This is a genomic window from Agromyces cerinus, from assembly GCF_016907835.1.
Lineage (GTDB): Bacteria > Actinomycetota > Actinomycetes > Actinomycetales > Microbacteriaceae > Agromyces > Agromyces nitratus.
Genome location: NZ_JAFBCT010000001.1, coordinates 2,166,208 through 2,190,709, shown reverse-complemented (window position 1 = coordinate 2,190,709; position 24,502 = coordinate 2,166,208). Strand labels below are relative to the sequence as shown.

Annotated in this window: 21 protein-coding genes and 1 pseudogene; 12 read left to right on the top strand and 10 right to left on the bottom strand. The window is 71.4% G+C overall.

The window, feature by feature from the left end; all coding sequences use genetic code 11:
* Positions 1-74 precede the first annotated feature (74 nt).
* Together JOE59_RS10110 and JOE59_RS10105 are read left to right on the top strand one after the other, a co-directional pair.
* A complete protein-coding gene (locus JOE59_RS10110; protein ID WP_204460240.1) occupies positions 75-818 on the top strand; it encodes a YflT domain-containing protein in 744 nt (247 codons plus the stop codon).
* Between the two features lie 65 nt (positions 819-883).
* Positions 884-1,231 carry a TIGR02611 family protein gene (locus tag JOE59_RS10105; protein ID WP_239560200.1) on the top strand — a complete coding sequence of 116 codons (348 nt, stop codon included), beginning with the start codon at positions 884-886 and terminating at the stop codon, positions 1,229-1,231.
* A gap of 3 nt (positions 1,232-1,234) precedes the next feature.
* On the opposite strand, the gene JOE59_RS10100 is transcribed toward JOE59_RS10105, so the two are convergent.
* From JOE59_RS10100 to JOE59_RS10090, 3 genes are all read right to left on the bottom strand, one after another.
* Positions 1,235-1,843 carry a hypothetical protein gene (locus JOE59_RS10100; protein ID WP_204460239.1) on the bottom strand — a complete coding sequence of 203 codons (609 nt, stop codon included), beginning with the start codon at positions 1,841-1,843 and terminating at the stop codon, positions 1,235-1,237.
* Between the two features lie 67 nt (positions 1,844-1,910).
* Positions 1,911-3,482, bottom strand: a complete 1,572-nt coding sequence (locus JOE59_RS10095; protein WP_204460238.1) for an aminopeptidase P family protein — start codon at positions 3,480-3,482, stop codon at positions 1,911-1,913.
* A 26-nt stretch (positions 3,483-3,508) separates the two neighbouring features.
* Complete coding sequence (locus tag JOE59_RS10090) at positions 3,509-4,528, bottom strand: endonuclease/exonuclease/phosphatase family protein (protein ID WP_204460236.1); 1,020 nt, start codon at positions 4,526-4,528, stop codon at positions 3,509-3,511.
* 120 nt (positions 4,529-4,648) lie between these two features.
* Here JOE59_RS10090 and JOE59_RS10085 point away from each other — a divergent pair, with 120 nt between their 5' ends.
* Positions 4,649-5,518, top strand: a complete 870-nt coding sequence (locus JOE59_RS10085) for a PHP domain-containing protein (RefSeq protein WP_204460235.1) — start codon at positions 4,649-4,651, stop codon at positions 5,516-5,518.
* Positions 5,519-5,877: 359 nt separating this feature from the next.
* Entirely contained in the window at positions 5,878-6,528 is a 651-nt protein-coding gene (locus tag JOE59_RS10080) for a GNAT family N-acetyltransferase (RefSeq protein ID WP_204460234.1), read from the top strand.
* A 6-nt stretch (positions 6,529-6,534) separates the two neighbouring features.
* Here JOE59_RS10080 and JOE59_RS10075 read toward each other — a convergent pair whose 3' ends face one another.
* Entirely contained in the window at positions 6,535-6,969 is a 435-nt protein-coding gene (locus JOE59_RS10075) for a MarR family winged helix-turn-helix transcriptional regulator (RefSeq protein WP_204460233.1), read from the bottom strand.
* 67 nt (positions 6,970-7,036) lie between these two features.
* Here JOE59_RS10075 and JOE59_RS10070 point away from each other — a divergent pair, with 67 nt between their 5' ends.
* Positions 7,037-7,522 (top strand): hypothetical protein, encoded by a 486-nt coding sequence (locus JOE59_RS10070; RefSeq protein ID WP_204460232.1) that lies wholly within the window; start codon positions 7,037-7,039, stop codon positions 7,520-7,522.
* 55 nt (positions 7,523-7,577) lie between these two features.
* Here the strand turns inward: JOE59_RS10070 and JOE59_RS10065 are convergent, their stop codons facing one another.
* Entirely contained in the window at positions 7,578-8,252 is a 675-nt protein-coding gene (locus JOE59_RS10065) for a TetR/AcrR family transcriptional regulator (RefSeq protein ID WP_204460231.1), read from the bottom strand.
* Positions 8,253-8,457: 205 nt separating this feature from the next.
* Between JOE59_RS10065 and JOE59_RS10060 the strand changes: the two genes are divergently transcribed.
* Together JOE59_RS10060 and JOE59_RS10055 are read left to right on the top strand one after the other, a co-directional pair.
* Entirely contained in the window at positions 8,458-9,426 is a 969-nt protein-coding gene (locus tag JOE59_RS10060; protein WP_239560198.1) for an NAD(P)-dependent alcohol dehydrogenase, read from the top strand.
* Between the two features lie 97 nt (positions 9,427-9,523).
* Positions 9,524-10,015, top strand: a complete 492-nt coding sequence (locus JOE59_RS10055; protein ID WP_204460228.1) for a DUF6326 family protein — start codon at positions 9,524-9,526, stop codon at positions 10,013-10,015.
* A gap of 90 nt (positions 10,016-10,105) precedes the next feature.
* Here the strand turns inward: JOE59_RS10055 and JOE59_RS10050 are convergent, their stop codons facing one another.
* Positions 10,106-11,689 (bottom strand): DEAD/DEAH box helicase, encoded by a 1,584-nt coding sequence (locus JOE59_RS10050; RefSeq protein WP_204460226.1) that lies wholly within the window; start codon positions 11,687-11,689, stop codon positions 10,106-10,108.
* A gap of 193 nt (positions 11,690-11,882) precedes the next feature.
* On the opposite strand from JOE59_RS10050, the gene JOE59_RS10045 reads away from it, so the two are divergent.
* Positions 11,883-12,599, top strand: coding sequence for a ferritin-like fold-containing protein (locus JOE59_RS10045; protein WP_307837027.1), 717 nt, complete (start codon positions 11,883-11,885; stop codon positions 12,597-12,599).
* A 76-nt stretch (positions 12,600-12,675) separates the two neighbouring features.
* Here the strand turns inward: JOE59_RS10045 and JOE59_RS10040 are convergent, their stop codons facing one another.
* Both JOE59_RS10040 and JOE59_RS10035 read right to left on the bottom strand, forming a co-directional pair.
* Positions 12,676-12,981 (bottom strand): hypothetical protein, encoded by a 306-nt coding sequence (locus tag JOE59_RS10040; protein ID WP_204460224.1) that lies wholly within the window; start codon positions 12,979-12,981, stop codon positions 12,676-12,678.
* Position 12,982: 1 nt separating this feature from the next.
* Entirely contained in the window at positions 12,983-13,207 is a 225-nt protein-coding gene (locus tag JOE59_RS10035) for a DUF3107 domain-containing protein (protein ID WP_056014418.1), read from the bottom strand.
* Positions 13,208-13,300: 93 nt separating this feature from the next.
* Between JOE59_RS10035 and JOE59_RS10030 the strand changes: the two genes are divergently transcribed.
* Together JOE59_RS10030 and JOE59_RS10025 are read left to right on the top strand one after the other, a co-directional pair.
* Complete coding sequence (locus JOE59_RS10030; RefSeq protein WP_204460222.1) at positions 13,301-16,408, top strand: UrvD/REP family ATP-dependent DNA helicase; 3,108 nt, start codon at positions 13,301-13,303, stop codon at positions 16,406-16,408.
* Positions 16,405-19,710, top strand: coding sequence for an ATP-dependent helicase (locus JOE59_RS10025; protein ID WP_204460220.1), 3,306 nt, complete (start codon positions 16,405-16,407; stop codon positions 19,708-19,710). Before JOE59_RS10030 ends, JOE59_RS10025 begins: the two co-directional genes overlap by 4 nt.
* On the opposite strand, the gene JOE59_RS10020 is transcribed toward JOE59_RS10025, so the two are convergent.
* Positions 19,635-20,852: a phosphotransferase gene (locus JOE59_RS10020; RefSeq protein ID WP_204460217.1), complete on the bottom strand. Its 1,218-nt coding sequence runs from the start codon at positions 20,850-20,852 to the stop codon at positions 19,635-19,637. The two genes, JOE59_RS10025 and JOE59_RS10020, sit on opposite strands and share 76 nt — an antisense overlap.
* A gap of 93 nt (positions 20,853-20,945) precedes the next feature.
* On the opposite strand from JOE59_RS10020, the gene nudC reads away from it, so the two are divergent.
* Positions 20,946-21,896: an NAD(+) diphosphatase gene (gene nudC, locus JOE59_RS10015; protein WP_204460215.1), complete on the top strand. Its 951-nt coding sequence runs from the start codon at positions 20,946-20,948 to the stop codon at positions 21,894-21,896.
* Positions 21,893-23,737, top strand: a complete 1,845-nt coding sequence (locus JOE59_RS10010) for an ATP-dependent helicase (RefSeq protein ID WP_204460214.1) — start codon at positions 21,893-21,895, stop codon at positions 23,735-23,737. The genes nudC and JOE59_RS10010 overlap by 4 nt, the downstream gene beginning before the upstream one ends.
* Here JOE59_RS10010 and JOE59_RS18745 read toward each other — a convergent pair.
* Positions 23,676-24,449 (bottom strand): annotated as a pseudogene (locus tag JOE59_RS18745) (TOMM precursor leader peptide-binding protein); the annotation flags it as partial. The gene JOE59_RS10010 and the pseudogene JOE59_RS18745 overlap by 62 nt on opposite strands.
* Positions 24,450-24,502 lie beyond the last annotated feature (53 nt).

Below are 24,502 nucleotides of genomic sequence, written 5' to 3'. Positions count from 1 at the left end.
CAACTTAGTCCCGGATGCCTCGTGCGCGGCCCGCTTCCCGGCCTGCGGGGCGCGCGTCGTGGGAGAATGACCGGGTGAGCACTCAATCGCCGTTCGGCGGCCGTGTCGGCCGCGCCTACCCGATCCTGCCCAAGGGGGAGACGGTGGCGAGCTTCGAGACCTACGCCGAGGCGCAGTCCGCGGTCGACGCACTCGCCAAGGCCGAGTTCCCCGTGAAGGAGCTCGCGATCGTCGGCACCGACCTCACGAGCGTCGAGCGCATCACCGGCAAGCTCACCTGGGGCCGTGCCGCTGGCGCAGGGGCCCTATCGGGCGCCTGGTTCGGCACCTTCCTCGGGTTGCTCTTCTTCATCTTCGCTCCGACCGGCGCCTCGGTCGGCATCCTCATCTCGGCGGTGCTCATCGGCGCCGGGTTCGGCATGATCTTCAGTGTCGTCTCGTACTCGCTGAACCGCCGCCGACGCGACTTCACCTCGGTCGGCCAGGTGCTCGCGACTCGGTACGCGATCATCGCCGAGAGCGCCCACGTCGATCGCGCCCGCAGCGTGCTCGGCGTCGACGCGCCGGCGCCCGAGCGGCCCGCGGCGAACCTGCCGGTCGAGAACGGCGGGCGACCGCTCAGCTACGGCGAGGCGACGGATGCCGCGAAGCGCGCCGCCGCCGAGGCGGCCCGGGCCTCTCAGGCTCCCGCTCGCCCACGCTACGGGGAACTCGCGCCGACGGCCGACGCCGGCGATGCGGCATCCGCTGCGCCGCAGGCCGACACCGACGGCGCCGGAGCGTCGACGGTCGCTGATCCGCCCGCTTCGGAGCGCTGACCCTCACCGCTTGCGACCTCCCGAGGTCGAGGCGACTTCCCAGACTCGCGATATATCGTGACCGGATGGTGACGAGGGACGAGATCGATCGAGAGATCGCCGAGGGCGAGCGACCTGATCGGCCGATCATGCGGATGCTCCGCGCCATCCGTCGCCGCATCGAACGCAGGCCCGGCCTGCGCCGTGCCTACCGCGTGGCCGTGGCCGTGCTCGGCGGCATGATCGCGACCGTGGGACTGCTGCTCGTGCCGCTGCCCGGGCCCGGGTGGCTCATCGTCTTCCTCGGCCTCGCCATTCTCGGCACCGAGTTCGCGTGGGCGAAGCGGGTCGCCGCGTTCGCCAAGCGCCAGCTCGCCCGTTTCTGGGCGTGGTGGCAGGCGCGCCGGGCCGCTCGCCCCGTTGCCGGCGCCTGACGGCTACCAGGCGTCGATCGCCGCGACCGACAGCGTGAAGCCGTGACCGCTCGAGACGTCTTCGCAGCGCACTCCGTCGCCGACCGGCTCGCATGACACGTCCCCTACGGTGATGCGCTCGCCCGCAGCGAGAACGTGGGATGCCTGGACGCCGCCGAAGTCGGCATCGGTGTTCCGACGCGGCGCCGGAGCCTCCTCACCGTGCACGACGAGGCCGTTTCGGCAACCGAGCTCCTCGAGCTCCTCGAGCTGCGCGCAGTACTCGGCGAACGCAGTGTCCTCCCACTGCCATTCCTGATCCAGGAAGACCGCGCAACCCCACGCGACGACGGCAGGGTCGCCGGACGGCTCCTGGAGCTGGCAGTTCACGGCACCGGAACCGACCCCGAACACCACGCCTGGCACGTACTCCTCGAGGTAGAGCGAGGGGTCGACCTCGACGGGCGCCGCCGGTTCGGGCGTCGGCTCGGATTCAGACGCGGCGGTCGTCGCCGGTGACGAGGTCGCGTGTTCGTTCGGGGTGCTCGACGCGCCCGCCACGCAGGCGCTGAGGAGGAGGGGGATGGTCACCGCTGCGAGGAGGGCGGCGGCGAGCGACGGGATCCGGGTCATTCCCGGAATCTACTCGACGGACTGCGAGAACGATTCAGGGAATGCCCCGCAGCCGATCACGATTCGATTACCGTGCGCCGCCGCGCACCCACGCCTCGACCTCGTCGGCCGTGCGGGGGATGCCGGCCGAGAGGTTCTCGGCGCCGTCATCGGTGACGAGGATGTCGTCTTCGATGCGCACGCCGATGCCGCGGAACTCCGCGGGCACGGTGAGGTCGTCGGGCTGGAAGTAGAGGCCCGGCTCGATCGTGAAGACCATGCCGGCCTCGACGACGCCGTCCATGTACATCTCGCGCCGCGCCTGCGCGCAGTCGTGCACGTCGAGACCGAGGTGGTGGCTGGTGCCGTGCACCATGTAGCGGCGGTGGAACTGGTTGTCGGGCTGGAGCGACTCTTCAGCCGAAACGGGCAGGAAGCCCCACTCGGCGGTCTTGCGGGCGATGACCTGCATCGCGGCCGCGTGCACCTCGCGGAACACGATGCCGGGCTTCACGATCGCGAACGCGGCGTCGGCTGCCTCGAGCACGGCCTCGTAGATCTTGCGCTGCACCTCGGAGAACGTGCCGTTCACCGGGAAGGTGCGGGTGATGTCGGCCGTGTAGTAGCTGTCCATCTCGACGCCGGCGTCGAGCAGCACGAGGTCGCCGGGCACGACTGGGCCGTCGTTGCGGGTCCAGTGCAGGATCGTGGCGTGCGGGCCGGCGGCGGCGATCGAGTCGTAGCCGACGTCGTTGCCGTCGAGGCGGGCACGGGTCGCGAAGACGCCCTCGATGACGCGCTCGCCGCGCACCTCTGCGGTGATGCGGGGGAGCTCGCCGATGACCTCGGTGAAGCCGCGCTGCGTCGCGTCGATGGCGGCACGCATCTCGGCGATCTCGAACGCGTCCTTCACGAGACGCAGTTCGGAGAGCACGCGGGCGAGTCCGGCGTCGGGCTCGTGCGAGCCGCCGACCTCGATCGAGAACGGGGCGTCGGAGGCGTTCGTCGACAGCGCCTGCTCGGCGGCGAAGCGGATGCGGGCGTGGTCGACGCGCTCGGTGACGGATGCGTCGGCCTCGCGCAGCACGAGGGTCGCCGAGTCGACGGCGTCGATGACCCGGTCGAACTCCTCGAGCCCGCGGGTCGCGAGGTCGAGATCTGCGGCGACGTGCGCGAGCGAGGGGCGCGCGCCGATCCAGAACTCGCCGATCGCGGGGTTCGCGTAGAACTCCTCGGAGTCGCGCCCGGCGCGCTCACGGAAGTAGACGGTCGCCTCGTGGCCGTCGGTCGTCGGCTCGAAGACGAGCACGGCGCCGGGCTCGGCATCGGAACCCCAGCCGGTCAGGTGTGCGAACGCCGAGTGCGCGCGGAACGGGTAGTCGGTGTCGTTGGCGCGCTGCTTCATGTCGCCCGCGGGCACGATGAGGCGCTGGCCGGTGAACGCCGCCGAGACCTTCGCCCGGCGTGCGGCCGCGAAGGATGCCTGCTCACGAGCCTGCGGCAGCGTCTCGTCGCGCTCGGCCCAACCGCTGCCGATGAAGTTCTTGAAGCCCTCCGAGCCGGGCGTGGTCGAGCGGTTCGCGTCGCGCACCGTCTCCTCGCTCGCGGTCGTGGCCGGAGCCGCCGTCTCGGTCGTGGAGGTGTCGCTGGTGTTGGCCATGCCGACCATTCTCGCACCGTCGGCTGTCAGTCGACCTCGACGAGGGTCGAGACGATCGGCCGGTGATCGCTGCCGGCGTCGTCGAAGCCCTCGAGCACCTCGAACGCCTCGACGCTCCAGTTCGGGGTCGCCATCACGTGGTCGATCGGGCTGCCGAAGAACGGGGGCACGTCGGTGGGCCAGGTGCCGAGACCGGCGGCACCGGCCTGCGCCGCGGCATCCGCGCACTGGCCCATGTCGCCGCCGTCGATGCCATGACCGGCGAAGTGATCGACCGTGGCGTTGAAGTCGCCCGCCATGATGACGTCGTCGCCGGCGCACTGCTCGGCGAGCCAGTCGAGGTCGCTGCGCCAGTTGCGCAGCTCCCAGCGGATGGGCGCGACGGCGTGCACGGCGACGATGCGGGGCCCGTCGCCGTCGACCGGGTCGGCCACGACGCTCGGCACCGTGTTCGTGTTGCCGGGCGGGCCCGGGACCTCGGGCGTGATCACGTCGTAGTCGCCGAGGTCGGGGCTGATCAGGATCGTCGTGGAGCGGGCCTTCGCGATGTCGTCGTAGGCGGCCGTGTGCACCCACATCGGGCTGCCGCCCTCGCGCATCGCGATCGCGACCTCTTCGCCCATCGGCTCGGTGGTCTCGGGCAGCACGACGATGTCGGCTCCGCGCTCGAGGGCGAGGTCGGCGATCGTCGACGCCTCGGGCACCTCGCCGAGGGTGTTCCACGAGAGCACCGTCACGGAGTCGGGGCCGGACTCGGCGGTCGAACCGCCGAAGCCGCGAGCGGTCAGCACCGCGACGTTGCCCGCCGCGAAGAGCGCGAACACGACGGCCATCGCGAAGGCGAAGACTCGGATCGGCCGCGCGAGGGCGAGCAGCAGGAAGAGGATCAGCGCGAGGATGCCGCCGGCTGCCGCGGTGCCGCGCAGGGCGACGACGTGCGCGGCCACCCACTGGTTCTGCAGCCCGAAGGCCTGCGGCCACAGGAGCACGAGCGCGACGGCTGCGGTGCCGAGCACGATGGCCCAGCCGAGGATGCGGGGGAGCATCCACCAACCCTAGGCGAGTGGGCCGGGCGGATGCCGGTCGTTGCACTGCCGATCGGCTGGGAGTCCCCGGTGAAGTCGCCTCGGGCTCGTCCCCGGGGCGGCCCCGGATAGCATTGCAGGATGCCAGAAGCCACCGTCGTCGCGGGCCAAGCCGACCTGCACACGCACTCGACGGTCTCCGACGGCACCGAGGCTCCCGCCGAGCTCATGCGGCAGGCGGCGCGCGCCGGCCTCTGGGGAGTCGCGCTCACCGATCACGACACGACCAGCGGATGGGCCGAGGCCGCCGCGGCCGTGCCCGAGACGGGTGTCGCCCTCATCCCCGGCATGGAGCTCTCGACCCGCGAGGGCTACACGAGCGTGCACATGCTCGCCTATCTGATCGACCCACTCGACGAGGCGCTCATCGCCGAGACCGCGCACATCCGCGAGTCGCGGTTCACCCGCGCCGAGGCGATCGTGCGCAGCATCGGACGCGACTACCCCCTCACCTGGGACGACGTGCTCGCCCAGACGGTCGAGGGCACGACGATCGGTCGCCCGCACATCGCCGACGCGCTCGTCGCCCGCGGCCACGCCGCCACGCGCTCGGCCGCGTTCGACGGCATCCTGCACCCGCGCGCGGGCTACGCGCGACCGCACTACGCGCCCGATCCGCTCACGGGCGTGCGGCTCATTCGCGAAGCCGGCGGGGTGCCCGTGCTCGCGCACCCGGGCACGCGCGGCGCCGAGCGCGTGATTCCGCCCGAACGCCTCGAGCAGCTCGTCGAGGCCGGTCTCTTCGGGCTCGAGATCGACCACCCCGAGAACCGCGAGGATGCGAAGCCGCGACTGCGTGCGCTCGCCTCGCGCTTCGGGCTGCGCATCACCGGCTCGAGCGACTATCACGGCACCGGCAAGCCGAACCGGCTCGGCGAGTGCCGCACGGCGCCCGACGTCGTCGAGGCGATCATCGCCGAAGGGCGCGGGTCGGCGCCGGTGCTGCCGTAGTCGACCCCATGAGGCGAGCGGCCGAATCATGAAGTACGGTGATCACGCCCGCAGGTGGTTGACCTGTGCCGACGCGGTCGGTGGCACGAAATGAACGATGTCGGAATGTACCGCTCTCCAAGATGAGGACAACGGACCATCGATTCCGCTTCCTTGGCTTGGAATGAGGTGGCGATGATTCCGACAGGTGAGCAGGCGTTCACGAGCCTGCGGCTTCACGCCCGTGCATCCGATCGCCGCTTGCGACGCCTGGCCGTTCGTCGTGGTCTCGTCGCCCGGGTCGGGGCGACAAGCAGTGCGACTTCGGCGGGAGGAGCGGGGTGAACGATCCGGACAAGGTGAGGTGTGACACTGGTTCGATGACCGCAACGCTTCCAGCGCCCCGCGAGCTCGTCGGCTCCGCCGTGAGGTTGACACCGATGTTGGCTTCCGACATCCCTGATCTGTACCAGGCGTTGGCCCGACACGAGGTCTTCGTGGGCGGATTCGGCGGTGGCATCGCGGCGCTGCCGACCAACCTCGACGAATTCCGCGTGTTCGCAGCGTCCTATTACTTCGACGGCGATGCGGCCTCGCTCGCTTGGACGATCCGCTCTTCGACCAGGACTGGGAAGGCCCGTGTCGTCGGCGCGACGTGGATGGGCGACTTCGATCTCGAACACGAGAGCGCACACCTCGGAGCTACCGCATACTGCCCCGAGGCATGGGGCACGATCGTGAACCCCGAAACCAAGCTGCTCACGCTCGGTCTCGCATTCGACAGCGGCTTCAACCGGGTCAGGATCCAGGCGGACTCGGTGAATGCGCGATCCCGCAGTGCGATCGAACGACTGGGCGCCGAGTTCGAGGGGGTCCTGCGGCGCGATCAGAAGAGAGCGGACGGCAGCTGGCGTGACACCGCCGTGTACTCGATCCTCGCGGACGAATGGCCCGCAGCGAAGGCACGGCTCGAGCAGCGGATCGCGGCCTTTGCCCGCGGGGCGGCCGGCGCCGACCAACGGCGCCAGTGATTATCGTCACTCACCGATCGGGGCGAGTGTGCGCTGCAGGATCGACTTCAGCAGGCGCAGCTCGTCGGGGCTGACGGCGTGGAAGAGCTCTGCTGAGACACGCTTGGTGTGCTGCTGCGCAGTCCGGAGGGCATCTTCGCCGTTGGTCGTGAGGGCGAGGATCGTGACCCTGCGGTCGAGCGTCGAGGGCGTTCGCGTGACGTAGCCGAGTCGTTCGAGGTCGTCAATCACTCGCACCATGCCGGTCTTGTCGGTGTTGAGTCGCGCGACGAGGTCGCGTTGGGTCTGCACGCCGTCGCGGATCAGGAACATCACCGTGACGTGCCGACTGGCCAGGTCCATGGGCCGCAGCGCGTCGTTCAACCGGTGCGTCGCCAGCGTGTAGACCTGGTGGAGCAGCAGCCCCACCTCGATCGAGACCTGCCCGCTGTCATTGCTCATGGTCGATTGTCTCAAATTCGATCCAATTGCAATTGATCCATTTGGATCTAATGGATAGGCTCCGATCATGTCCTCGATCAATGACCCGGCTCGCGAATCCCGCCGGTGGCCGATGCGGTTCCTGCGGGTCTCGCTGACGGTGACCGCGCTCCTCATGTTCGGTCAGGCGGTGCTGGCCGGCCTGTTCATGGGCGGGCTGTCGTCGGCGTTCGCGTGGCATCGCGAAATGGCGACGGTGGCGGGTATCGCGTTGATCCTCAGCATCATCGCCGCGGTGCTCGCACGTCGACTCGGGCAGGCGCCTCGCTGGCCGATCTGGGCGACCGTCGCCTTGCTCGCGTTCATGTCGTTGCTGGCGTTCGCGGGATTCCGCGGCCTGACCGCTCTGCATGTTCCACTCGCGGTGATCATGATCCTGCTCACGGCCGTGCTGACCATGTGGGCCTGGCGGTACGTGTCGACCTCAACAGAGGGCACCGTCGCCGAGCGTGGTGGCCCCGCAACTGATGCCGGCGAACGAATCGACGTGCCGACGTCGACGATCGCACGCTGAACGCGAAACGAAATTCAGCAGGACATGGGGTCTGCCTGCCCGTGACTGAGCGTCGCTATGCGGAGACTCTCAGGGGTTCGAGGGCGGCCAGGACGAGGTCGAGGCCGAAGATGAACTCCTCCGTCGGGTCGTAGCCGGCAGCGACGAGCGCCGCGGCGGACTCGTTGAGGTAGGGGAACTCGTCAGGAGGAAGCTGGGGCAGGTAGACGTCCTCGGTCATGTCCGCGAGCTCGTCGGCGGTTTCGAACGGCAGGCTGGACGCCTGCAGGGCGTAACCGTAGACATAGCTGTTGAGTGTCCAGTTGGCGTGCGTCGCCGTCAGGACCGAGAAGCCGGCCTTTCGCAGGCAGGCGGTGACCGCTTCGCGGTGGCGGAGGTTCGCGGGACCCGGGGTCGTCCGCGACTCCATCAGGCTGATCGCCCACGGGTGGCGTGCGAGCACCTGTCGGGTGGAGACCGCCTCCTGTCGCATGGCCGACTGCCAGTCGGTGTCTTCGGGCGGGAGTTCGATCTCCTCGAACACGATGTCGATCATGGCGTCCAGCAGCTCGTCTTTGCTCGCCACGTAGTAGTAGAGCGACATCGCTCCCGCGCCGAGCTCGCCAGCGAGCCGGCGCATGCTCAGCCCGTCGACCCCCTCGCGGTCGGCGAGCCGGACCGCCTCGGCCACCACTCGCTGCTTGCTCAGCCCGGCGTCTGACGTGACCTGGCGTCGTTCCTTCGCAGACACGGGTCCCCTCGCTCGCTCAAACGGCTTGACAATCGTCCAGCGTACGACAATAGTACGGTGTACTACGCGTGGTACAGCGTACGAAGTACAGCGTACGACAGCGACGTCGCCACTCGGATGTGAGGAGTCTTCTGTGGGAATCGAACAGCGATCGAATGCAGGAAAACGCCTGGTGTCGGGGGCGGGTGGGGCCGGGGCGGTGACAATGCGGGCCGCCGTCCAGCACCGCTACGGCCCGCCGTCAGTGCTCGCGTCGTCCGAGGTCGGGATCCCGTCGCCCGGTCGAGGCGAGGTGCTCGTCCAGGTGGGTGCGGCCGCGGTGCATCCTGGCGACTACTTCGTCATGACCGGGGAGCCGTACGTGGTGCGCCTGGTGTTCGGGCTCCGCCGGCCGCGCCACGGCATCCCTGGCAGGGATCTCGCAGGCGTGGTGGCAGCGGTCGGGAAGGACGTCACCGCGCTCCGCCCCGGCGACGAGGTGTTCGGCTGGAGCACCGCTGGAACGCTCGCGGAGTACGCCTGCGTCCCGGCGGACAACCTCGTGTCCGTGCCCGCCAACCTGTCGGTCGTGCACGCGGCAGCGGTGCCCACGTCAGCCCTGACGGCGTTGCAGGCTTTGCGCAAGATCGCACACGTTCAGCCGGGACAGACGGTGCTGGTCACGGGCGCGTCGGGCGGTGTGGGGTCCTTCGCCGTACAGATCGCCAAGGCCCTCGGTGCCGAGGTGACGGGGGTGTGCAGCACCCGCAACGTCGAGTTGGTCCGCTCGCTCGGTGCCGACCACGTCGTCGACTACACGAAGACCGACTTCACCCGCGCCGAGCAGCGCTACGACGTCATCCTCGACAACGTGGAAGCCCAGCCGCTCGCGGCTGTCCGCCGAGCGCTGACGCCCACCGGCACCCTGATCCCCAACAGCGGTCACGGCGGCCGCTGGCTCGGCCCCATCGGACGAATCGTCACAGCGCACGTGCTGTCCGGGTTCACCCGTCAGCAACTGAAGCCCTTCACGTCGGTCGAGAAGCGCCAGGACCTGCTCACCCTGGCCGACCTGCTCACGACCGGGCAGATCACGCCCGTCATCGACCGCACCTACCCCCTCGATGACGCAGCCGACGCACTCCGCCATGTCGCGGCCGGCCACACCCGAGGGAAGGTCGTGATCACCGTCTGACAACCGGACCGCCGAAGAACGACCCGACCCGTGCGCTTGCACGCCCAAACCTGCCGCCACTCCGGCGGACGGACCGCTCCTCTCGAAAGACGAACCGATGACCATCCGAACGCACACTCCGAACGTGCTCGCCGACCCGCCGATCTCCGTGCGAGCCAAGCTCGCCGCCGCATGGACCAGCTTCATGTTCCTGTACATCTACGTCGACTTCTTCAACCTCTACAAGCCCGGCGTCGTCGACGGCATCCTCAATGGCCTCGTCTGGAGGTTCGACGTCAGCCCGACGTTGTTGACCGTCATGCTCGCGTCCGTGGCGATCCCGGCCCTGATGGTGATGCTCTCCATGACGCTGCCCGCCCGGGTGAACCGCGCCACGAACCTCATCGTGGCATCGCTCTACATCCCGTACTCGGTGTTCAATGCGGCAGGGGCGACCTGGGAGTGGGCCTTCTTCTACGGCCTCTCCATCGGAATGGAGGTGCTGCTCCTGGCCTTCATCCTGCGCTCCGCCTGGACCTGGCCCCGAACGCACCACGACGCCGCAGATGTCGCGACGGCCGACCGACTGCGACAGGACCTTCGACAGTAGGTATCCGTGCAAAGTCCTCCGGCGTGAAGCCGCCGAACGCACAGCGCCCGCCCGGCCGAAGCCGAGCGGGCGCTGAGACGTATCTGCTGGTTACACCTGGGGCGTGGTGCCACCGGTGCGGGGGCCGCGGCGACGGCGGCGACGCGGGGGAGCGGCGTTGCCGTCGTGGTGCTCGTGGCCCTTGCCGTCGTGCGTGCCCGTGCCGGGCTCCTTGACGGCGACGGCTTCGGCCGGGGCAGCGTGAGCTGCGGGCGCTCCAGCAGCCTCGGTCGACGCGGACTCGGGGGCGACGCCCGCGGTCTCGCCGGCCGGCTTGCCACCGCGCGTGCGGTTACGGCTGCGGGTACGGGGGGCGCGCTCCGCGCCGGCATCCGCTCGCTCGGAACCGCCCTCGGAACGACCGCCGGAGCGGCCCTCGGAACGACCGCCGGAGCGGCCCTCGCTGCGTCCGGCCGTGGCCGAGCGCGTCGGCGCGGCGACCGCGGACGACGGCTTCAGGCGGCCCTTGGTGCCGGCGGGGATGTCGAGGTCGGAGAAGAGGTGCGGGCTCGACGAGTACGTCTCGGTCGGCTCGGGCTGGCCGAACTCGAGGGCGCGGTTGATGAGCGCCCACTTGTGCAGGTCGTCCCAGTCGACGAACGTCACGGCGATGCCGGTCTTGCCGGCGCGGCCGGTGCGGCCCACGCGGTGCAGGTACGCCTTGTCGTCGTCGGGGATGGTGTGGTTGATGACGTGCGTCACGTCGTCGACGTCGATGCCGCGCGCCGCGACATCCGTGGCGATGAGCACGTCTTTCTTGCCGGCCTTGAAGGCGGCCATGGCGCGCTCGCGCTGGTCCTGGTTCAGGTCGCCGTGCACCGCCGCGGCGTTGAAGCCGCGGTCGTTGAGCTCTTCGACGAGCTTGGCCGCCGCGCGCTTCGTGCGCGTGAAGATCACGGTCTTGCCGCGGCCCTCGGCCTGGAGGATGCGCGAGATGACCTCGTCCTTGTCGAGCGAGTGCGCCCGGTAGACGAGGTGCTTGATGTTCGCCTGCGTGAGGCCCTCGTCGGGGTCGGTCGCGCGGATGTGGATGGGGCGCACCATGAAGCGGCGCGCGAGTGCCACGATCGGTCCCGGCATCGTGGCCGAGAACAGCATCGTGTGGCGAGTCGCGGGCGTCTGCGCCATGAGCTTCTCGATGTCCGCGAGGAAGCCGAGGTCGAGCATCTTGTCGGCCTCGTCGAGCACCATCTCTTGCACGTTCTTCAGCGAGAGGAGGCGCTGCGAGGCGAGGTCGAGGAGGCGCCCGGGGGTGCCGACGACGATCTGCGCGCCGGCCTTGAGCTGCTCGATCTGGCCTTCGTAGGCCTTGCCGCCGTAGATCGACACGATCTTGGTCGGGCGATTGGATGTCGCGAGCTCGAGGTCTTCGGTGACCTGCACGCAGAGCTCACGGGTCGGCACGACGACGAGCGCCTTGACGCCACCCTCGGGGTCGTCGCCGAGGCGCTGGATGATCGGCAGGCCGAACCCGAAGGTCTTGCCCGTGCCGGTCTTGGCCTGGCCGATGATGTCCTGGCCCGCGAGGGCGAGGGGGATGGTCTGTTCCTGGATGGGGAAGGCATCGATGATGCCCTTCCCGGCGAGGGCGTCGACGATGTCGGACGCGATGCCGAGGTCGGTGAATGTGGTCAAAAGTCTGCCTGTTCGTGTTGCTCGAGGTGGCGGTCGGATGCGCGCCCCGTTCTCAACTCCAGGCGCACGGCTGCGGATCCATCGCCCGCATGCACCCTCTACCCTATCCGAGACTCCCTGAACGCCCCGGATGGGCCGTTTGCGTGGTCTTCTGGAGCCGAGACTCCCGCACTGCCTCGGATAGGCTGTCTGCGTGGTCTTCTGGTCGAATCGGCGCCTTCCGCGCCCCGAGATGCCTCGGCTGCGCCCGCGTGTCGCGCCGACCGCGCTCGCGAAGGTGGATTTCACCGAACTCGTTCCCGAGCCCGTGCCGTTCCTCGGGCAGGCCGCCTACATCCAGCTCGAGTTCTTCGAGTCGCTCGCACGCTCCGTCGCGACGGCGCCGACGCTGTCGGCGAAAGAGGGGCTCAGCCGCGCCGCAGGCGGTGCGCTGCGCCAGCACCACGCGCTGATCGCCGAGTTGCGTCGCCTCGACGTCGAGCCCGTCGAGGTGATGGCGCCGTTCGCGCCCGCGGCGGAGCGATTCCGTCTGGCGAGCGCCGGGGCCGACTGGTACGAGCTGCTGCTCGGCATCCATGTCACCGCCGGCATGCTCGACGACTACTTCTCCCGGCTCGCCGAGGGCCTGCCCGGTGAACTCGCGACGCGGGTGCGCGCGATCCTCGCCGAAGACGAGGCATCGGCGGGCGTGCTGCACGACGAGTTGTTCGCGGCGATCGCGGCGGAGCCCGGTCTCGCCGACCGACTCGCCCTCTGGGGCCGCAGTCTCGTCGGCGACACGTTGCTGATCGCACGGTCGGCGCTGCGCGCGTCGGACTCGCGCGATCGCGGCGCCGACGTCGAGCCGGTCTTCACCGAGCTCATCGCCGCGCACACGCGCCGCATGGATGCGCTCGGCCTCACGGCCTGAGCGCGCCCCGATCCCTCAGCTCGAGCGTGGTCGGGCTCACGGCTGACGGCACGGCAGCGCGGCAGCGAGGTTCGCGTCAGGCGCGAACGACGCCCGGGCGGGAGAGGCGCTCGAAGAGCACGGCATCCGCTCGCTCACGGCGCGGGGAGATGAGGTACAGCACCGCGGCCGGCACGAGAGCCGAGGCGACGAGGGCTGCGACCCAGATCCATCCGCCGTCCCATGCCCAGCCGAGCCAGGTCAGCGCGACCCACACGACGGCGGCGACGCCGGCGCCGATCGCCGAGCCCACGGCCACGCCCCTGAGGTGCCGGAGCGGCACGACGAACTGCGTTGCAAGACCCAGGATGGCGCCGCCGACGACGACGAAGATGAGCTCCATGTCAGGCGACGAATCCGACGCGACGCGACTCCTCTGAACCGATCTCGACGTAGGCGAGCGCGGCCGAGGGCACGACGTAGCGGGTGCCCTTGTCGTCGGTGAGCGTCAGCAGCGGCGACTGGCCGGCGAGTGCCGCGGCGACCGCCTGCTCGACCTCCGCAGCTGACTGCGAAGTCTCGAATCCGAGTTCACGGGGGGAGTTCTGAATGCCGATGCGAACGTCCACGGTACGCCTTTCTGCTCTTGCGCCAACCCTACGACACCGGCTCGCGGGGCCGGTGCAGGTTCACTGTCGGCGGAACCCGTTAGCGTTGCCGACATGCACGTCACCGCGACATCCGAAGCCCCCGTGTCGAGGCTCGCGGCAGACGAGCACGTGGCAGTCTTCGGGGCCCCCGGCAGCGGCAAGACCACGTTCGCGATCGACCTCGTCGCCGACCGCATCGAGCGCCTGGGCCACGCCACCGACGAGGTGCTCGTGCTCTCGGCGACGCGTGTCGCGGCGACTGCGCTGCGCGACCGCCTCGCGGTGCGGCTGGGTGTCACGACGCGGGGGCCGCTCGCGCGCACGGCGAACTCGCTCGCCTTCCAGTTGGTGCGGGCGTTCACGGGCACCTCGGTGACGCTGCTCACGGGCGCCGAGCACGACCAGATCATCGGCGAGCTGCTCGAGGGCGGCATCCGCGACGGGTTCGGGCCGGCGTGGCCCGACCCGCTGACGCCCGAGGTGCGGGTGCTCAGGGGGTTCCGCTCAGAGCTCCGCGACCTGCTCATGCGGGCCGTCGAGCACGGCGTCGACGCGCCCACGCTGGCCGCGCTCGGCGAGCGCACCGGCCGGCCCGAGTGGGTCGCCGCCGCCGCGTTCCTCGAGGAGTACGACGAGGTGAAGGCGCAGCTGCGCCCGAACCAGTACGACTCGTCAGAACTCGGCGCGTTCGCCGCAGCGATCGTGCGTCGCAGCACGACGGATGCCTCGGCCGAGGCGGCCCTCGGCCTGCTCGCACGCGTGCGGCTCATCGTCGTCGACGACGCGCAGGAGGCGACCGAGTCGACCGCCGCGCTGCTCGGGGCGTTCGCCGCCCGTGGCGTCTCGGTGATCGCCCTCGGTGATCCCGATGTCGCCTCCAACGGATTCCGAGGCGGGCGCGCCGAGCTGCTCGGCTCGCTCGGCTCGGTGCTCGGCACCGGTGCCGTGCAACGCGTCGAACTGCCGGTCGTGCACCGGGGCCGACCAGAACTGCGCTCGATCGTGCAGTCGGTCAGCGGTCACATCGGCACCGCCCTCGGCGGTACGCACCGATCGGCGGTGCGCGAGACGCCGGCCGACGTCGAAGCCGACCCGCTCGCCGCGGTGCTCGGCATCGAGGCGCCGTCGCATGCGGCCGAGTGCCAGGCCGTCGCCGCCGTGCTGCGCGAGCGCCACCTGCTCGACGGCGTGCCGTGGTCGTCGATGGCCGTGGTGCTGCGCTCGGGCGGCGATGTGCCCGCCTTCGAGCGCGGGCTCGCGCTCGCCGACGTGCCCACCGCCGGCAACGCCGCGCGCACCGCGCTGCGCGACGCACCCGCCGCCGCGGCCCTGCTCGCCGCAGCCTCGCTCGTGCTCGACCGCGAACTGCTCACCCCCGAGCTCGCGGTCACCGTGCTCACCGGGCCGATCGGCCGGCTCGACAGCGTGGGCCTGCGCCGACTCCGGCTCGCCCTGCGGCATGAAGAACTCGCGAACGAGGGCTCGCGCACGGCCGACGAACTGCTGGTCGAGGCGCTCGGCGCTCCCGGTGGGTTCGAGACCATCGACGCGGCGCCCGCACGGCGCGCGGCTCGGCTCGCGAAGCTGCTCGCGACCGCCCGCGGTGTGGCCCTGCGCGGCGGCACCATCGAAGAGGTGCTCTGGTCGATCTGGGAGGGCAGCGGGCTCGCCACCGAGTGGGCAGCGCAGGCCGCAGGCACGGGTGTGCTGGCCGAAGAGGCGAACCGCGCACTCGATGCCGCAGTGGCCCTCTTCGCGGCCGCACAGCGCTTCGTCGAGCGCGAGCCCGACGCGCCGCCCGTGCGCTTCGTCGACGAGGTGCTCGCGAGCGAACTGCCCGAAGACTCCCTCGCACCGCAGCGCTCGGCCGAGACCGTCGTCGTGACCACGCCGCCCGCCGTCATCGGCCGCGAGTTCGAGGTCGTCGTGATCGCCGGCCTGCAAGACGGCGTCTGGCCGAACCTCCGCCCTCGCGGCACCCTGCTGCACGCGGCGCTGCTGCCGCGCGTCGTCGCCGCAGCGCGCGCCGGGGCACCGCTGCCCGCACCCGAGACGGTCGCCGAGGCCAGGGCCTCGGTGCGCGGCGACGAGCTGCGGCTCTTCGTGCTCGCCGCCTCGCGGGCGAGCCGGCAACTCGTGCTCAGCTGCACCGCCAACGACGACGAGCAGCCGTCGATGCTCATGGGCTACGCGATCGAGCGCATCAAGGCCGCCCGACGTCGCCCCCTGCATCTGCGCGGACTCGTCGGCGCCCTGCGTGAAGAGGCGACGAGCTCGGGCGGCGGCGAGGCGCCCGCCGCCCTCGCCCTCCTCGCCGAGCAGGGCGTGCCCGGCGCCCACCCCGATGAGTGGTACGGCCTCGCCGAGCCGTCGACCACGGCGCCGCTCGTCGACCTCGAGGGCGACCCCGAGGCGCTCGTCTCGGTCTCGCCGTCGCAGATCGATCGGGCAGAGGAGTCACCGCTCGGCTGGTTCATCGACCACGTCGCCTCGCCGCCGTCGGGCCTGGCCGCCTCGATCGGCACCATCGTGCACGCCGTCGTCGAAGAGGCCGGCGCCCGAGACGACGGCGACACGAGCATCGAGACCCTGTGGGCCGCCGTCGAGGAGCGCTGGCGCGAACTGCGGTTCGAAGCGGGCTGGGTGGCCGAGCGCGAGCGCCGCGGCGCCCGGCGCATGGCCGAGGGGGCATCCGACTACCTCGCGAACTTCGTCGACGACGGCAAGGTGCTGCTCGGCGCCGAGGGGCGCTTCACCCTCGTCATCGGGCGCGTGCGCATCTCGGGCACGATCGACCGCGTCGAGGCCTCGACCGACGGCACCACGGTGATCGTCGACCTGAAGACCGGCCGCACCCCGCCGTCGGCCGCCGAGACGGCCGCGCACCCGCAGCTCGCCGCCTATCAGCTGGCAGCACGGGCGGGCGAGGTGCCGAACAGCGGCACGCTCGGCGGCGCGAAACTCGTCTACCTGGCCAAGCCCACGCGCGGCAACGCCTTCACCGAGCGCGCTCAGCAGCCGTTCGACGACGAGGCCGAGACGGAGTTCCGCGAGCGGCTCGACACCGTCGCACGCACCATGTCGGGCAGCGAGTTCGAGGGGCCGGCAGAGCTCGGCTACCGATCGAGATTCGGCGGCTGGCAGTACCGCGTGCACCTCGTGCCGGCGGTGTCGGCATGAGCGCCGCAGAGGGCCGCATGGCCACCGGCATCGCCGCCGCCGACATCGCCGCGAGGCTCGGCCTGCACGCGCCGACCGCCGAGCAGCGGGCCGTGATCGAGGCCGACCCGCACGGCCAGAGCATCGTCGTCGCCGGGGCCGGCAGCGGCAAGACCGAGACGATGGCCAACCGCGTGGTCTGGATGCTCGCCAACGGGCATGTCGCGGTGCCCGAGGTGCTCGGCCTCACCTTCACCCGCAAGGCCGCGGGCGAGCTCGCCGAGCGCATCCGCGAGCGCATCGCCCAGCTCGTCTCGCTCGGCATCGCCGAGGTCTCGCTCGACCCGCTCGAGTCCGCGTCGGTCGGCACCTACAACGCATTCGCGAGCGCCATCTACCGCGAGCACGCGATGCTCATCGGGCGCGAACCCGACGCGGCCGTGCTCGGCGAGGCATCCGCTTGGCAGCTCGCCCGCTCGGTCGTCGCGGCATCCGCCGACCCGAGGCTGGTCGAGCTCGACGCCTCGCTCGACAAGGTCACCGGCGCGGTGCTCTCGCTCAGCCGCGCGCTCGCCGAGAACGTCGCCGACAGCCGCGACGTGCGCGCGATGACCCGCGACTTCCTCGCGATGGAGGGGCTGCCCATCGAGGCACCGCGCAAGCGCACCGACTTCGCGTCGTTCGTCGACGCCCTCGGCATCGTCGGTGCGCTGCCGCCGCTCCTCGAACTCGCCGACGCGTACGCCGAGGCGAAGCAGCAGCAGGGCTTCGTCGAGTTCGCCGACCAGGTCGCCCTCGCCCTCGCGATCTGCGAACGACACCCCGAGGTCGTCGCCGCGCATCGCGAGCGCTATCGCACCGTGCTGCTCGACGAGTACCAAGACACGAGCGTCGTGCAGACGCGCCTGCTCTCGGCCCTGTTCGGTGAGCAGTCGGTCATGGCGGTCGGCGACCCCGACCAGTCGATCTACGGATGGCGCGGCGCGAGTGCCGCGAACCTCGCGCGCTTCGGCCGTGACTTCGCGCCCCGGGGCGACGCGGCGGTCTACGACCTGTCGACGAGCTGGCGCAACCCGAAGATCGTGCTCGAGGGTGCGAACACGCTGATCCTCCCGCTCGACGCCGGCATCCCGAAGGCTCCGCTCGGGGCCTCGCCGTTCGCGCAGCCGGGCCGTCTCGAGGCGGCATGGGCCGAGACCATCGAGCAGGAGGCCGACCTCGTCGCGACGTGGTTCGCCGAACGGCTCGGTCGCGCCGGCCGGGGCGCCCCGGGCGAGCCTGCTCCCCGCAGCGGCGCGCTGCTCTGCCGCACGTTCGCGAACGTCGGCATCTTCACCGCGGCGCTCCGTGCCCGGGGCGTCCCCGTGCACGTGCTCGGCATGGCGGGCCTGCTCGACCAGCCGGTCATCGCCGATCTCGTGTGCGTGCTGCGGGCGCTGAACGACCCCACGGCAGGCTCCGAGCTCGTGCGGGTGCTCGGCGGCGCGCGTTGGCGCATCGGCCCGGCCGACCTCGCCGCGCTGCACTCGCTCGCGAAGTGGCTCGCCGATCGCGACCTCTCGACCCGGCGCCTCGGCGACGAGGTGCGCGCCGGTCTCCGCGCCTCGATCGCACCCGACGAGTCGCCCTCGATCGTCGACGCCCTCGACTTCCTGCTCGTGGCCCCCGACTCGCACTCGGCGCTCGCCGCGTTCAGCGACGTCGGCCTCGCTCGCATGCGGCGGGCCGGCGCGCAGTTGCAGTCGCTGCGGCGCCGTGCCGGGCTCGGCCTCGTCGACTTCGTCAGCCTCGTGCAGCAGGAACTGCTGCTCGACATCGAGGTCGCCGCGAACTCCGCCCAGCCGCTCGGGGCGCCGAGCCTCGAGGCGTTCGACGAACTGCTCGCGGGCTTCGCCGAGGTCTCCGAGCACGCCACGCTCGGCGCATTCCTCGGCTGGCTCACCGAGGCCGAGCAGCGCGACCGTCTGGCACCCCGTCAAGACGAGCCCGAGCCCGGCGCCGTGCAGGTGCTCTCGATCCACGGATCGAAGGGCCTCGAGTGGGACGTCGTGGCGATTCCGCGCATGGTCGACGACGAACTGCCGTCGAAGCCCCGCTCGTCGAAGGGCTGGCTCTCGTTCGGCGAGCTGCCCAACGAGTTCAAGGGCGACGCCGACGAGCTGCCCGAATTGCAGTGGCGCGGCGTGCAGAGCCAGGCCGACTTCGACCGCGCGGTCGGCGACTTCGCCGAAGAGAACAAGCAGCGCCACGCCGAAGAGGAGCGGCGCCTCGCCTACGTGGCGCTCACCCGCACGCGCAGCGACCTGCTGCTGACGGGGTCGTGGTGGGCGAGCCAGAAGGCGCCGCGCAAGCCGAGCCCGTTCCTCCGCGAACTCGTGACCGCCGGAGTGATCGAGGCCGGCGTGCTGCCCGGCGCACCCGAGCACGACGAGAACCCGCGGGCCGGCTCGACCGAACGCGTGCGCTGGCCGCTCGACCCGCTCGGCATCCGTCGACCTGCCGTCGTCGCCGCCGCCGAGGCCGTGCGCGCGGCGGCGGCGCGACCGAGCGGCGAGGGCATCGGGCCGGTGCTCGCCGACCGCATCAGGCTGCTGCTCGAAGAACGCCGACGGCGCGCCGAGGGGCCGGGCACCGCCGAGGTGCCCGTGCGCGTGCCCGCCTCGCGGTTCAAGGACTACGTCGACGATCCCGCCGCAGTCGCCGCGCAGTTGCGCCGGCCGATGCCGCAGCGGCCGTACCGGGCGACCCGCATCGGCACGCTGTTCCACCAGTGGGTCGAACAGCGCTCGACCGGTGAGCTCGAGGCCGCCGCCATCGACGCGCTCGACGGTCTCGAGGTGTACGCCGAGCTCGACATCCCGCTCGACGAACGGGTTGCCGATCCCACCGCCGAGCGGCTCCGCGAGCTGCAGGCCACCTTCGAGGCCTCGGAGTGGGGCGGTCGCAAGCCGTCGGCCGTCGAGATCGAGCTGCACCTGCCGATCGGCGAGAACGTCTTCGTGTGCAAGCTCGACGCCGTGTTCGACATCGAGCCGTCGAGCGAACTCGGGCGGCGCGGCATCCGTCACCAGGTCGTCGACTGGAAGACCGGCAAGGCCCCGCGCGACGCGCACGACCTCGAACTGAAGCAGACGCAGCTCGCGCTCTACCGCCTCGCCTACGCGAATTGGGCGGGCATCGAGCCCGACGCGATCGACGCGGTCTTCTACTTCGTCGAAGACGATCAGGTCATCAGACCCGACGCCATCTACGACGAGGCGGCGTTGCGGCGGGCCTGGGCGTCGGTCGCGGCATCCGCACCGGCGCTGTCGTCGTCGCTCTGAGCGGCGTCGCCCCAGTCCGAGAGGTCGAGGGGGATCGGCGCGGTCGCGTCGAACGGCGCGGTGTCGCGTTCACCGGCTTCGCGGCGCTCGAGGTCGGAGAAGTCGTAGCTGTCGGTGAGCAGGCTCGCCCCGGCCTCCCGCGGCAGGCCGTCGCGCGGCGTCTCGTCGAGCATGCGCTCGACGTCGCCGACGGTGAGCACGGGTCCGGTGTCGGGGGAGAGCGGTTCGCTCGAATGGTCGTGCACGCTCTCGACGAGACCGTCGAGCAGGCCGACGGCGTCGGCGATGATCGCCTCGTCGCGGGCCTCGACGCCGTGCAGCAGCCATTTCGCGAGCTCGAGCTCGCCGTAGAGCAGGGCGCGCTGCGGCAGGTGCCCGTCGGCCTCGCCGGCGCGAGCTCCGAAGTAGGCGTCGAGTGCGCGCTCGGCGGCGGCGCCCCGTGACGTGAGCAGCCAGTGCAGGTCGCGGGCGGGGTCGCCCTGGGCGAGCGCCGACCAGCCGATCAGACCGGTCACGGCATCGCCGTCGACGAGCAGCGAATCAGCCGCCAGGGCGCCGTTCACGACGGTCGGGCGGAACCGCCAGAGTGCGGCGTCGTCGGTCGCCTCCTCCCAACGCCGCAGCAACGCGGCGGGCAGGTGGCCGGTGTCGGCGGCACGGCCGATGAGTTCGACGACGGCCTCGTGCGACTCGTCGGCGGTCTGGCGTGAGAGGCCGGCGTCGGCGATGAATCCGGTCGGCAGCGCATGCATCGCGGCGAGGGCGAGGCCGACCGACGTCGCGATGCCGTCGTGCTCGGTGAGTTCGTCGGCGGACCGCACGGCTCCGGGAACGAACGACGTGACGACGGCACGGGTGCCGTCGATGGGCGCTTGTCCGACGACCTCGGGGATCTCGAACGGCAGTCGGGAGCGGATGCCCGGGGTGAGCGCACGGAGCGCCACGAGGTCGGCGGACTGCTCGGATTCGGCGGACTGCGAGCGGGGCACCCGCAGCACGAGCATGCGGTCGTCGGTCGTGCGCAGCAGCACCGCGTCGAATGCACCGTGGCTCTTGCGGGTGTGCGCACGCACCGCTCGCACCTCGAGTCCGGGCACCGCCGCCGTGGCCAACGCGGCTAGAGTGAGTGGAGGTCTGGCCATGGCATTCAGCTTAAGCAGGCATCTCGCGGCTGCGGGCGACCGCCACGCCTTCCGGCCGACTCCGACTCCGACCCGGACATCGAGGGGTGGCACGTGATCGAACCGACATCACCGGTGTTCGCGCGAACGACGATCGACCGGGATGCCGCGTTGCGCGCCGATCCCGAGCTCGAGGCGTTGCTCGACGCCGACCCCGAGACCCGCGTCATCGCGGTGCACCGCGGGCAGGCGCTCCTCGAGGAACGCGTCGACGGCTCGGCCCCGGCAGTGCAACTGATGCACCCGCATGGGCTCCCCGAGCCGGTGCTGCGCTGCTACCTCGGCCGAGAGGGCGGCTCCCGCTTCGAGCTGCGGGTCTTCGATGCGGATGCCGCGGCGACCGTCGAGCCCGAAGCGGCCAGGTGGCAGGGACTCCGCGAGGCGGCGGCGGTGCTGGGCGATCGGGACGCGGCTCTCCTCGTCGAGGCCGTCGCGATCGCCAATTGGCACGAGAGCCATGGTCGCTGCCCGCGTTGCGGCGCCGAGACGGTTCCCGTGCAGGCGGGTTGGGCGCGGCGCTGCACGGTCGACGACAGCCTGCATTTCCCGCGCACCGACCCCGCCGTCATCGTGCTCGTCACCGACGACGACGACCGCGTGCTGCTCGGCTCGAACGCGCTCTGGGCGCAGCACCGCTTCTCGCTGCTCGCGGGTTTCGTCGAACCGGGCGAGGCGCTCGAAGCGGCCGTGGTGCGCGAGATCGAAGAGGAGGCGGGCATCCTCGTCGACCGCGTCGAGTACGTCGCCTCGCAGCCGTGGCCGTTCCCGGCGAGCCTGATGCTGGGGTTCACTGCGCGTATCGCGCCCGGTGTCGCACCGGCTTCGGCCGTTCCCGACGGCGAGGAGATCCTCGAACTGCGCTGGTTCTCCCGCGACGAGATCGTGGCGGCGCACGGTGAGGTCGGCCTGCCGGGCGGCACCTCGATCGCGCACTGGCTACTCGAACGCTGGTACGGCGGGCCCCTCGGCGTCGAGGGGACCGGGCTGTCCTGGTCGACCTCGTGACCGCCGCATCCGACCCCCTGCTCGACGCGCTCGACGACGAGCAGCGTGTCGCGGCCGAGGCGCTGCTCGGACCGGTGTGCGTGCTCGCGGGCGCCGGCACCGGCAAGACCCGTGCGATCACCCACCGCATCGCCTATGGGGTGGCGTCGGGCACCTACGACCCTGCGCGGGTGATGGCGCTCACCTTCACCTCGCGGTCCGCTGCCGAGCTGCGGGCGCGGCTGCGGGCACTCGGCGCCGGCGCCGTGCAGGCGCGCACGTTCCACGCCGCGGCGCTCGCGCAGCTCAACCACTTCTGGCCGATCGTCGTCGGTGGCGGTGCGCCCCGCGTGCTCGAGTTCAAGGGGCGACTGCTCGGCCAGGCCGCCGAGCGCGCCCGGGTGCGGGTCGACACCGCGACCCTGCGCGATGTCGCGGCAGAGATCGAGTGGCGCAAGGTCTCGGGGTCGGGGCCCGAGACCTACGCGGCGCGCCTCGCCACCCGCGGCGCGCCGGGCAACCTCACGGCCGAGCAGTTCCTCGCCGTCGTCGACGCCTACGAGTCGCTGAAGGACGAGCGGCGCATGCTCGACTTCGAAGACGTGCTGCTCGCCATGGCGGGCATGATCGAGTCCGAGGCATCCGTCGCCATGCACGTGCGCGAGAGTTACCGCCACTTCATCGTCGACGAGTACCAGGACGTCTCGCCGGCACAGCAGCAGCTGCTCGACCTCTGGCTCGGGGGGCGCCGCGACCTCTGCGTCGTCGGCGACGCCAGCCAGACCATCTATTCGTTCGCGGGCGCGAGCGCCGACTACCTGCTCGACTTCGAGCGTCGCTACGAGGGCGCCACGGTCGTGCGCCTCGAACGCAACTACCGCTCCACGACCGAGATCGTCGACACGGCGAACCGGCTCATGCGGGGGCGCGCGGGCGCGCTGCGGCTCGAGGCGGTCACCGCGGACGACGAGACGGATGCCGCGACGACGACGACGCCGGCGAGCAGCAGGTCCTCGCACGCCGCCGTGAAGTCGCCGGCCCCGCCGAAGTTGCAGGGTGCGTCGAAGCCGAACGCCGAGCCCACGATCACCGAGTACGCCGACGACCTCGCCGAGGCCCGCGGCGTCGCGACCCGCATCCGCGCGAGCATCGACGCCGGCACCGCGCCCGAGTCCATCGCGGTGCTGATGCGCGTGAACTCGCAGACGGCGATCCTCGAGCGTGCGCTCGACGAGGTCGGAGTCGCCTCGCGTGTGCGCGGCGCCTCGCGCTTCTTCGACCAGCCCGAGGTGCGCGAGGCGGTGCACGCCCTGCGCGCCGCCGCCCTCACGGTCGCCGGTGAACCGCTCTTCAAGTCGGTCAGCGACGTGCTGCGCGCGCTCGGCTGGAGCGCGCAGGCGCCCGACGGCCCCGGCGCCGTGCGCGCCCGATGGGAGTCGCTGAACGCGATCGCCCGGCTCGTCGACGACGCACCGCCCGGCACGACGTTCCGTGGGTTCGCCGACGAGCTCCGCGCCCGCGCCGAAGCGCAGCACGAGCCGACGGTCGCCGCGGTGACGCTCGCGACCCTGCACTCGGCCAAGGGCCTCGAATGGGACCAGGTGCACATCGTCGGCCTCACCGAGGGCATGCTGCCCATCGCCTATGCGAAGAGCTTCGACGCGATCGACGAGGAGCGGCGGCTGCTCTACGTCGGCATCACGCGGGCACGGCGGCGCCTCGAGTTGAGCTGGCCGCGTCAGGGCGGCGGCTATCGAGGCGAACGGGAGCCGTCGCGGTTCCTGCAGGAACTCGGCACCCGCACTCGGGGTGCCGGCGGTGCGGCGTCGTCGGCACGGTCTCGCCCGGGCGCCCGAGCCTGATCGAGGCGCCCCGCAGGGGAGTGCGCGCGCCCGCGAGGCGGTCGTCGACGAGCGACGCCACGAGCGCGGCGGCGTCGTGCACCGCCCTCGGCGTGCAGCTCGCGGCCGGGCGCCCGGCGAGCTGCGCGGCGATCACGGGCCACGCGGGGTCGTCGTCGCGGCGCGCCAGTTCGAGGCAGCGCAGGCACGGCCCGTCGCCCGGCTCGACGAGCGGACCCACGCGGGTGCCCTCGTCGTCGAACACGATCGCGAGATGCGGCACGTCGGCGCGCAGCCACGGCAGGTGCCGCCCCGGGGAGACCACCCAGGTCGCCGCGACGACCGCGAGCGCCGTGTGCTCGACCTCGGCTTCGGCGGCGGGCACCGGTTCGTAGCCGAGGCGTGCGAGGTGTTCGGCGAGACGGTCGCTGATCTCGCGCGGTGCGTCGAGGGCGACGCATCGGGGCGATCGAACGGATGCCGCGGCATCCGTCGCCGGTTCGAAGGCCGGTGCGAGCAACTCGAGGAGTGCGTGCACGGTCTCAGCGGTGCCGCCGAGCGCGGTGCCGATGGTCTCGAGGGTCGAGGCCGAGGCGCCGTGCCGGAGCGCCGAGATCAGTCCCGTCTCGAACGCTCCGGGATCGCGCAGCACGACGCGCGGTGTCGCGCCGAACTGCAACTCGGCGGGGGAGCGCCACACGATGGGGAGGATCGGGTCGATGCGCGGTGACATGCCGAGAGCATGCCGGAAACGCTGCGGGCATCACGGAATCCGTCCACAGGCCG

What these genes read in the sequence shown, in the direction of transcription:
- JOE59_RS10025 (WP_204460220.1), top strand. Translation starts at nt 16,405, where the DNA reads ATGAGCGCCGCAGAGGGCCGCATGGCCACCGGCATCGCCGCCGCCGAC.
- JOE59_RS10060 (WP_239560198.1), top strand. Translation starts at nt 8,458, where the DNA reads ATGCGGGCCGCCGTCCAGCACCGCTACGGCCCGCCGTCAGTGCTCGCG.
- JOE59_RS10095 (WP_204460238.1), bottom strand. Translation starts at nt 3,482, where the DNA reads ATGGCCAACACCAGCGACACCTCCACGACCGAGACGGCGGCTCCGGCC.
- JOE59_RS10090 (WP_204460236.1), bottom strand. Translation starts at nt 4,528, where the DNA reads ATGCTCCCCCGCATCCTCGGCTGGGCCATCGTGCTCGGCACCGCAGCC.
- JOE59_RS10105 (WP_239560200.1), top strand. Translation starts at nt 884, where the DNA reads ATGGTGACGAGGGACGAGATCGATCGAGAGATCGCCGAGGGCGAGCGA.
- JOE59_RS10055 (WP_204460228.1), top strand. Translation starts at nt 9,524, where the DNA reads ATGACCATCCGAACGCACACTCCGAACGTGCTCGCCGACCCGCCGATC.
- JOE59_RS10075 (WP_204460233.1), bottom strand. Translation starts at nt 6,969, where the DNA reads ATGAGCAATGACAGCGGGCAGGTCTCGATCGAGGTGGGGCTGCTGCTC.
- JOE59_RS10040 (WP_204460224.1), bottom strand. Translation starts at nt 12,981, where the DNA reads ATGGAGCTCATCTTCGTCGTCGTCGGCGGCGCCATCCTGGGTCTTGCA.
- JOE59_RS10070 (WP_204460232.1), top strand. Translation starts at nt 7,037, where the DNA reads ATGTCCTCGATCAATGACCCGGCTCGCGAATCCCGCCGGTGGCCGATG.
- JOE59_RS10100 (WP_204460239.1), bottom strand. Translation starts at nt 1,843, where the DNA reads ATGACCCGGATCCCGTCGCTCGCCGCCGCCCTCCTCGCAGCGGTGACC.
- JOE59_RS10020 (WP_204460217.1), bottom strand. Translation starts at nt 20,852, where the DNA reads ATGGCCAGACCTCCACTCACTCTAGCCGCGTTGGCCACGGCGGCGGTG.
- JOE59_RS10085 (WP_204460235.1), top strand. Translation starts at nt 4,649, where the DNA reads ATGCCAGAAGCCACCGTCGTCGCGGGCCAAGCCGACCTGCACACGCAC.
- JOE59_RS10080 (WP_204460234.1), top strand. Translation starts at nt 5,878, where the DNA reads ATGACCGCAACGCTTCCAGCGCCCCGCGAGCTCGTCGGCTCCGCCGTG.
- JOE59_RS10030 (WP_204460222.1), top strand. Translation starts at nt 13,301, where the DNA reads ATGCACGTCACCGCGACATCCGAAGCCCCCGTGTCGAGGCTCGCGGCA.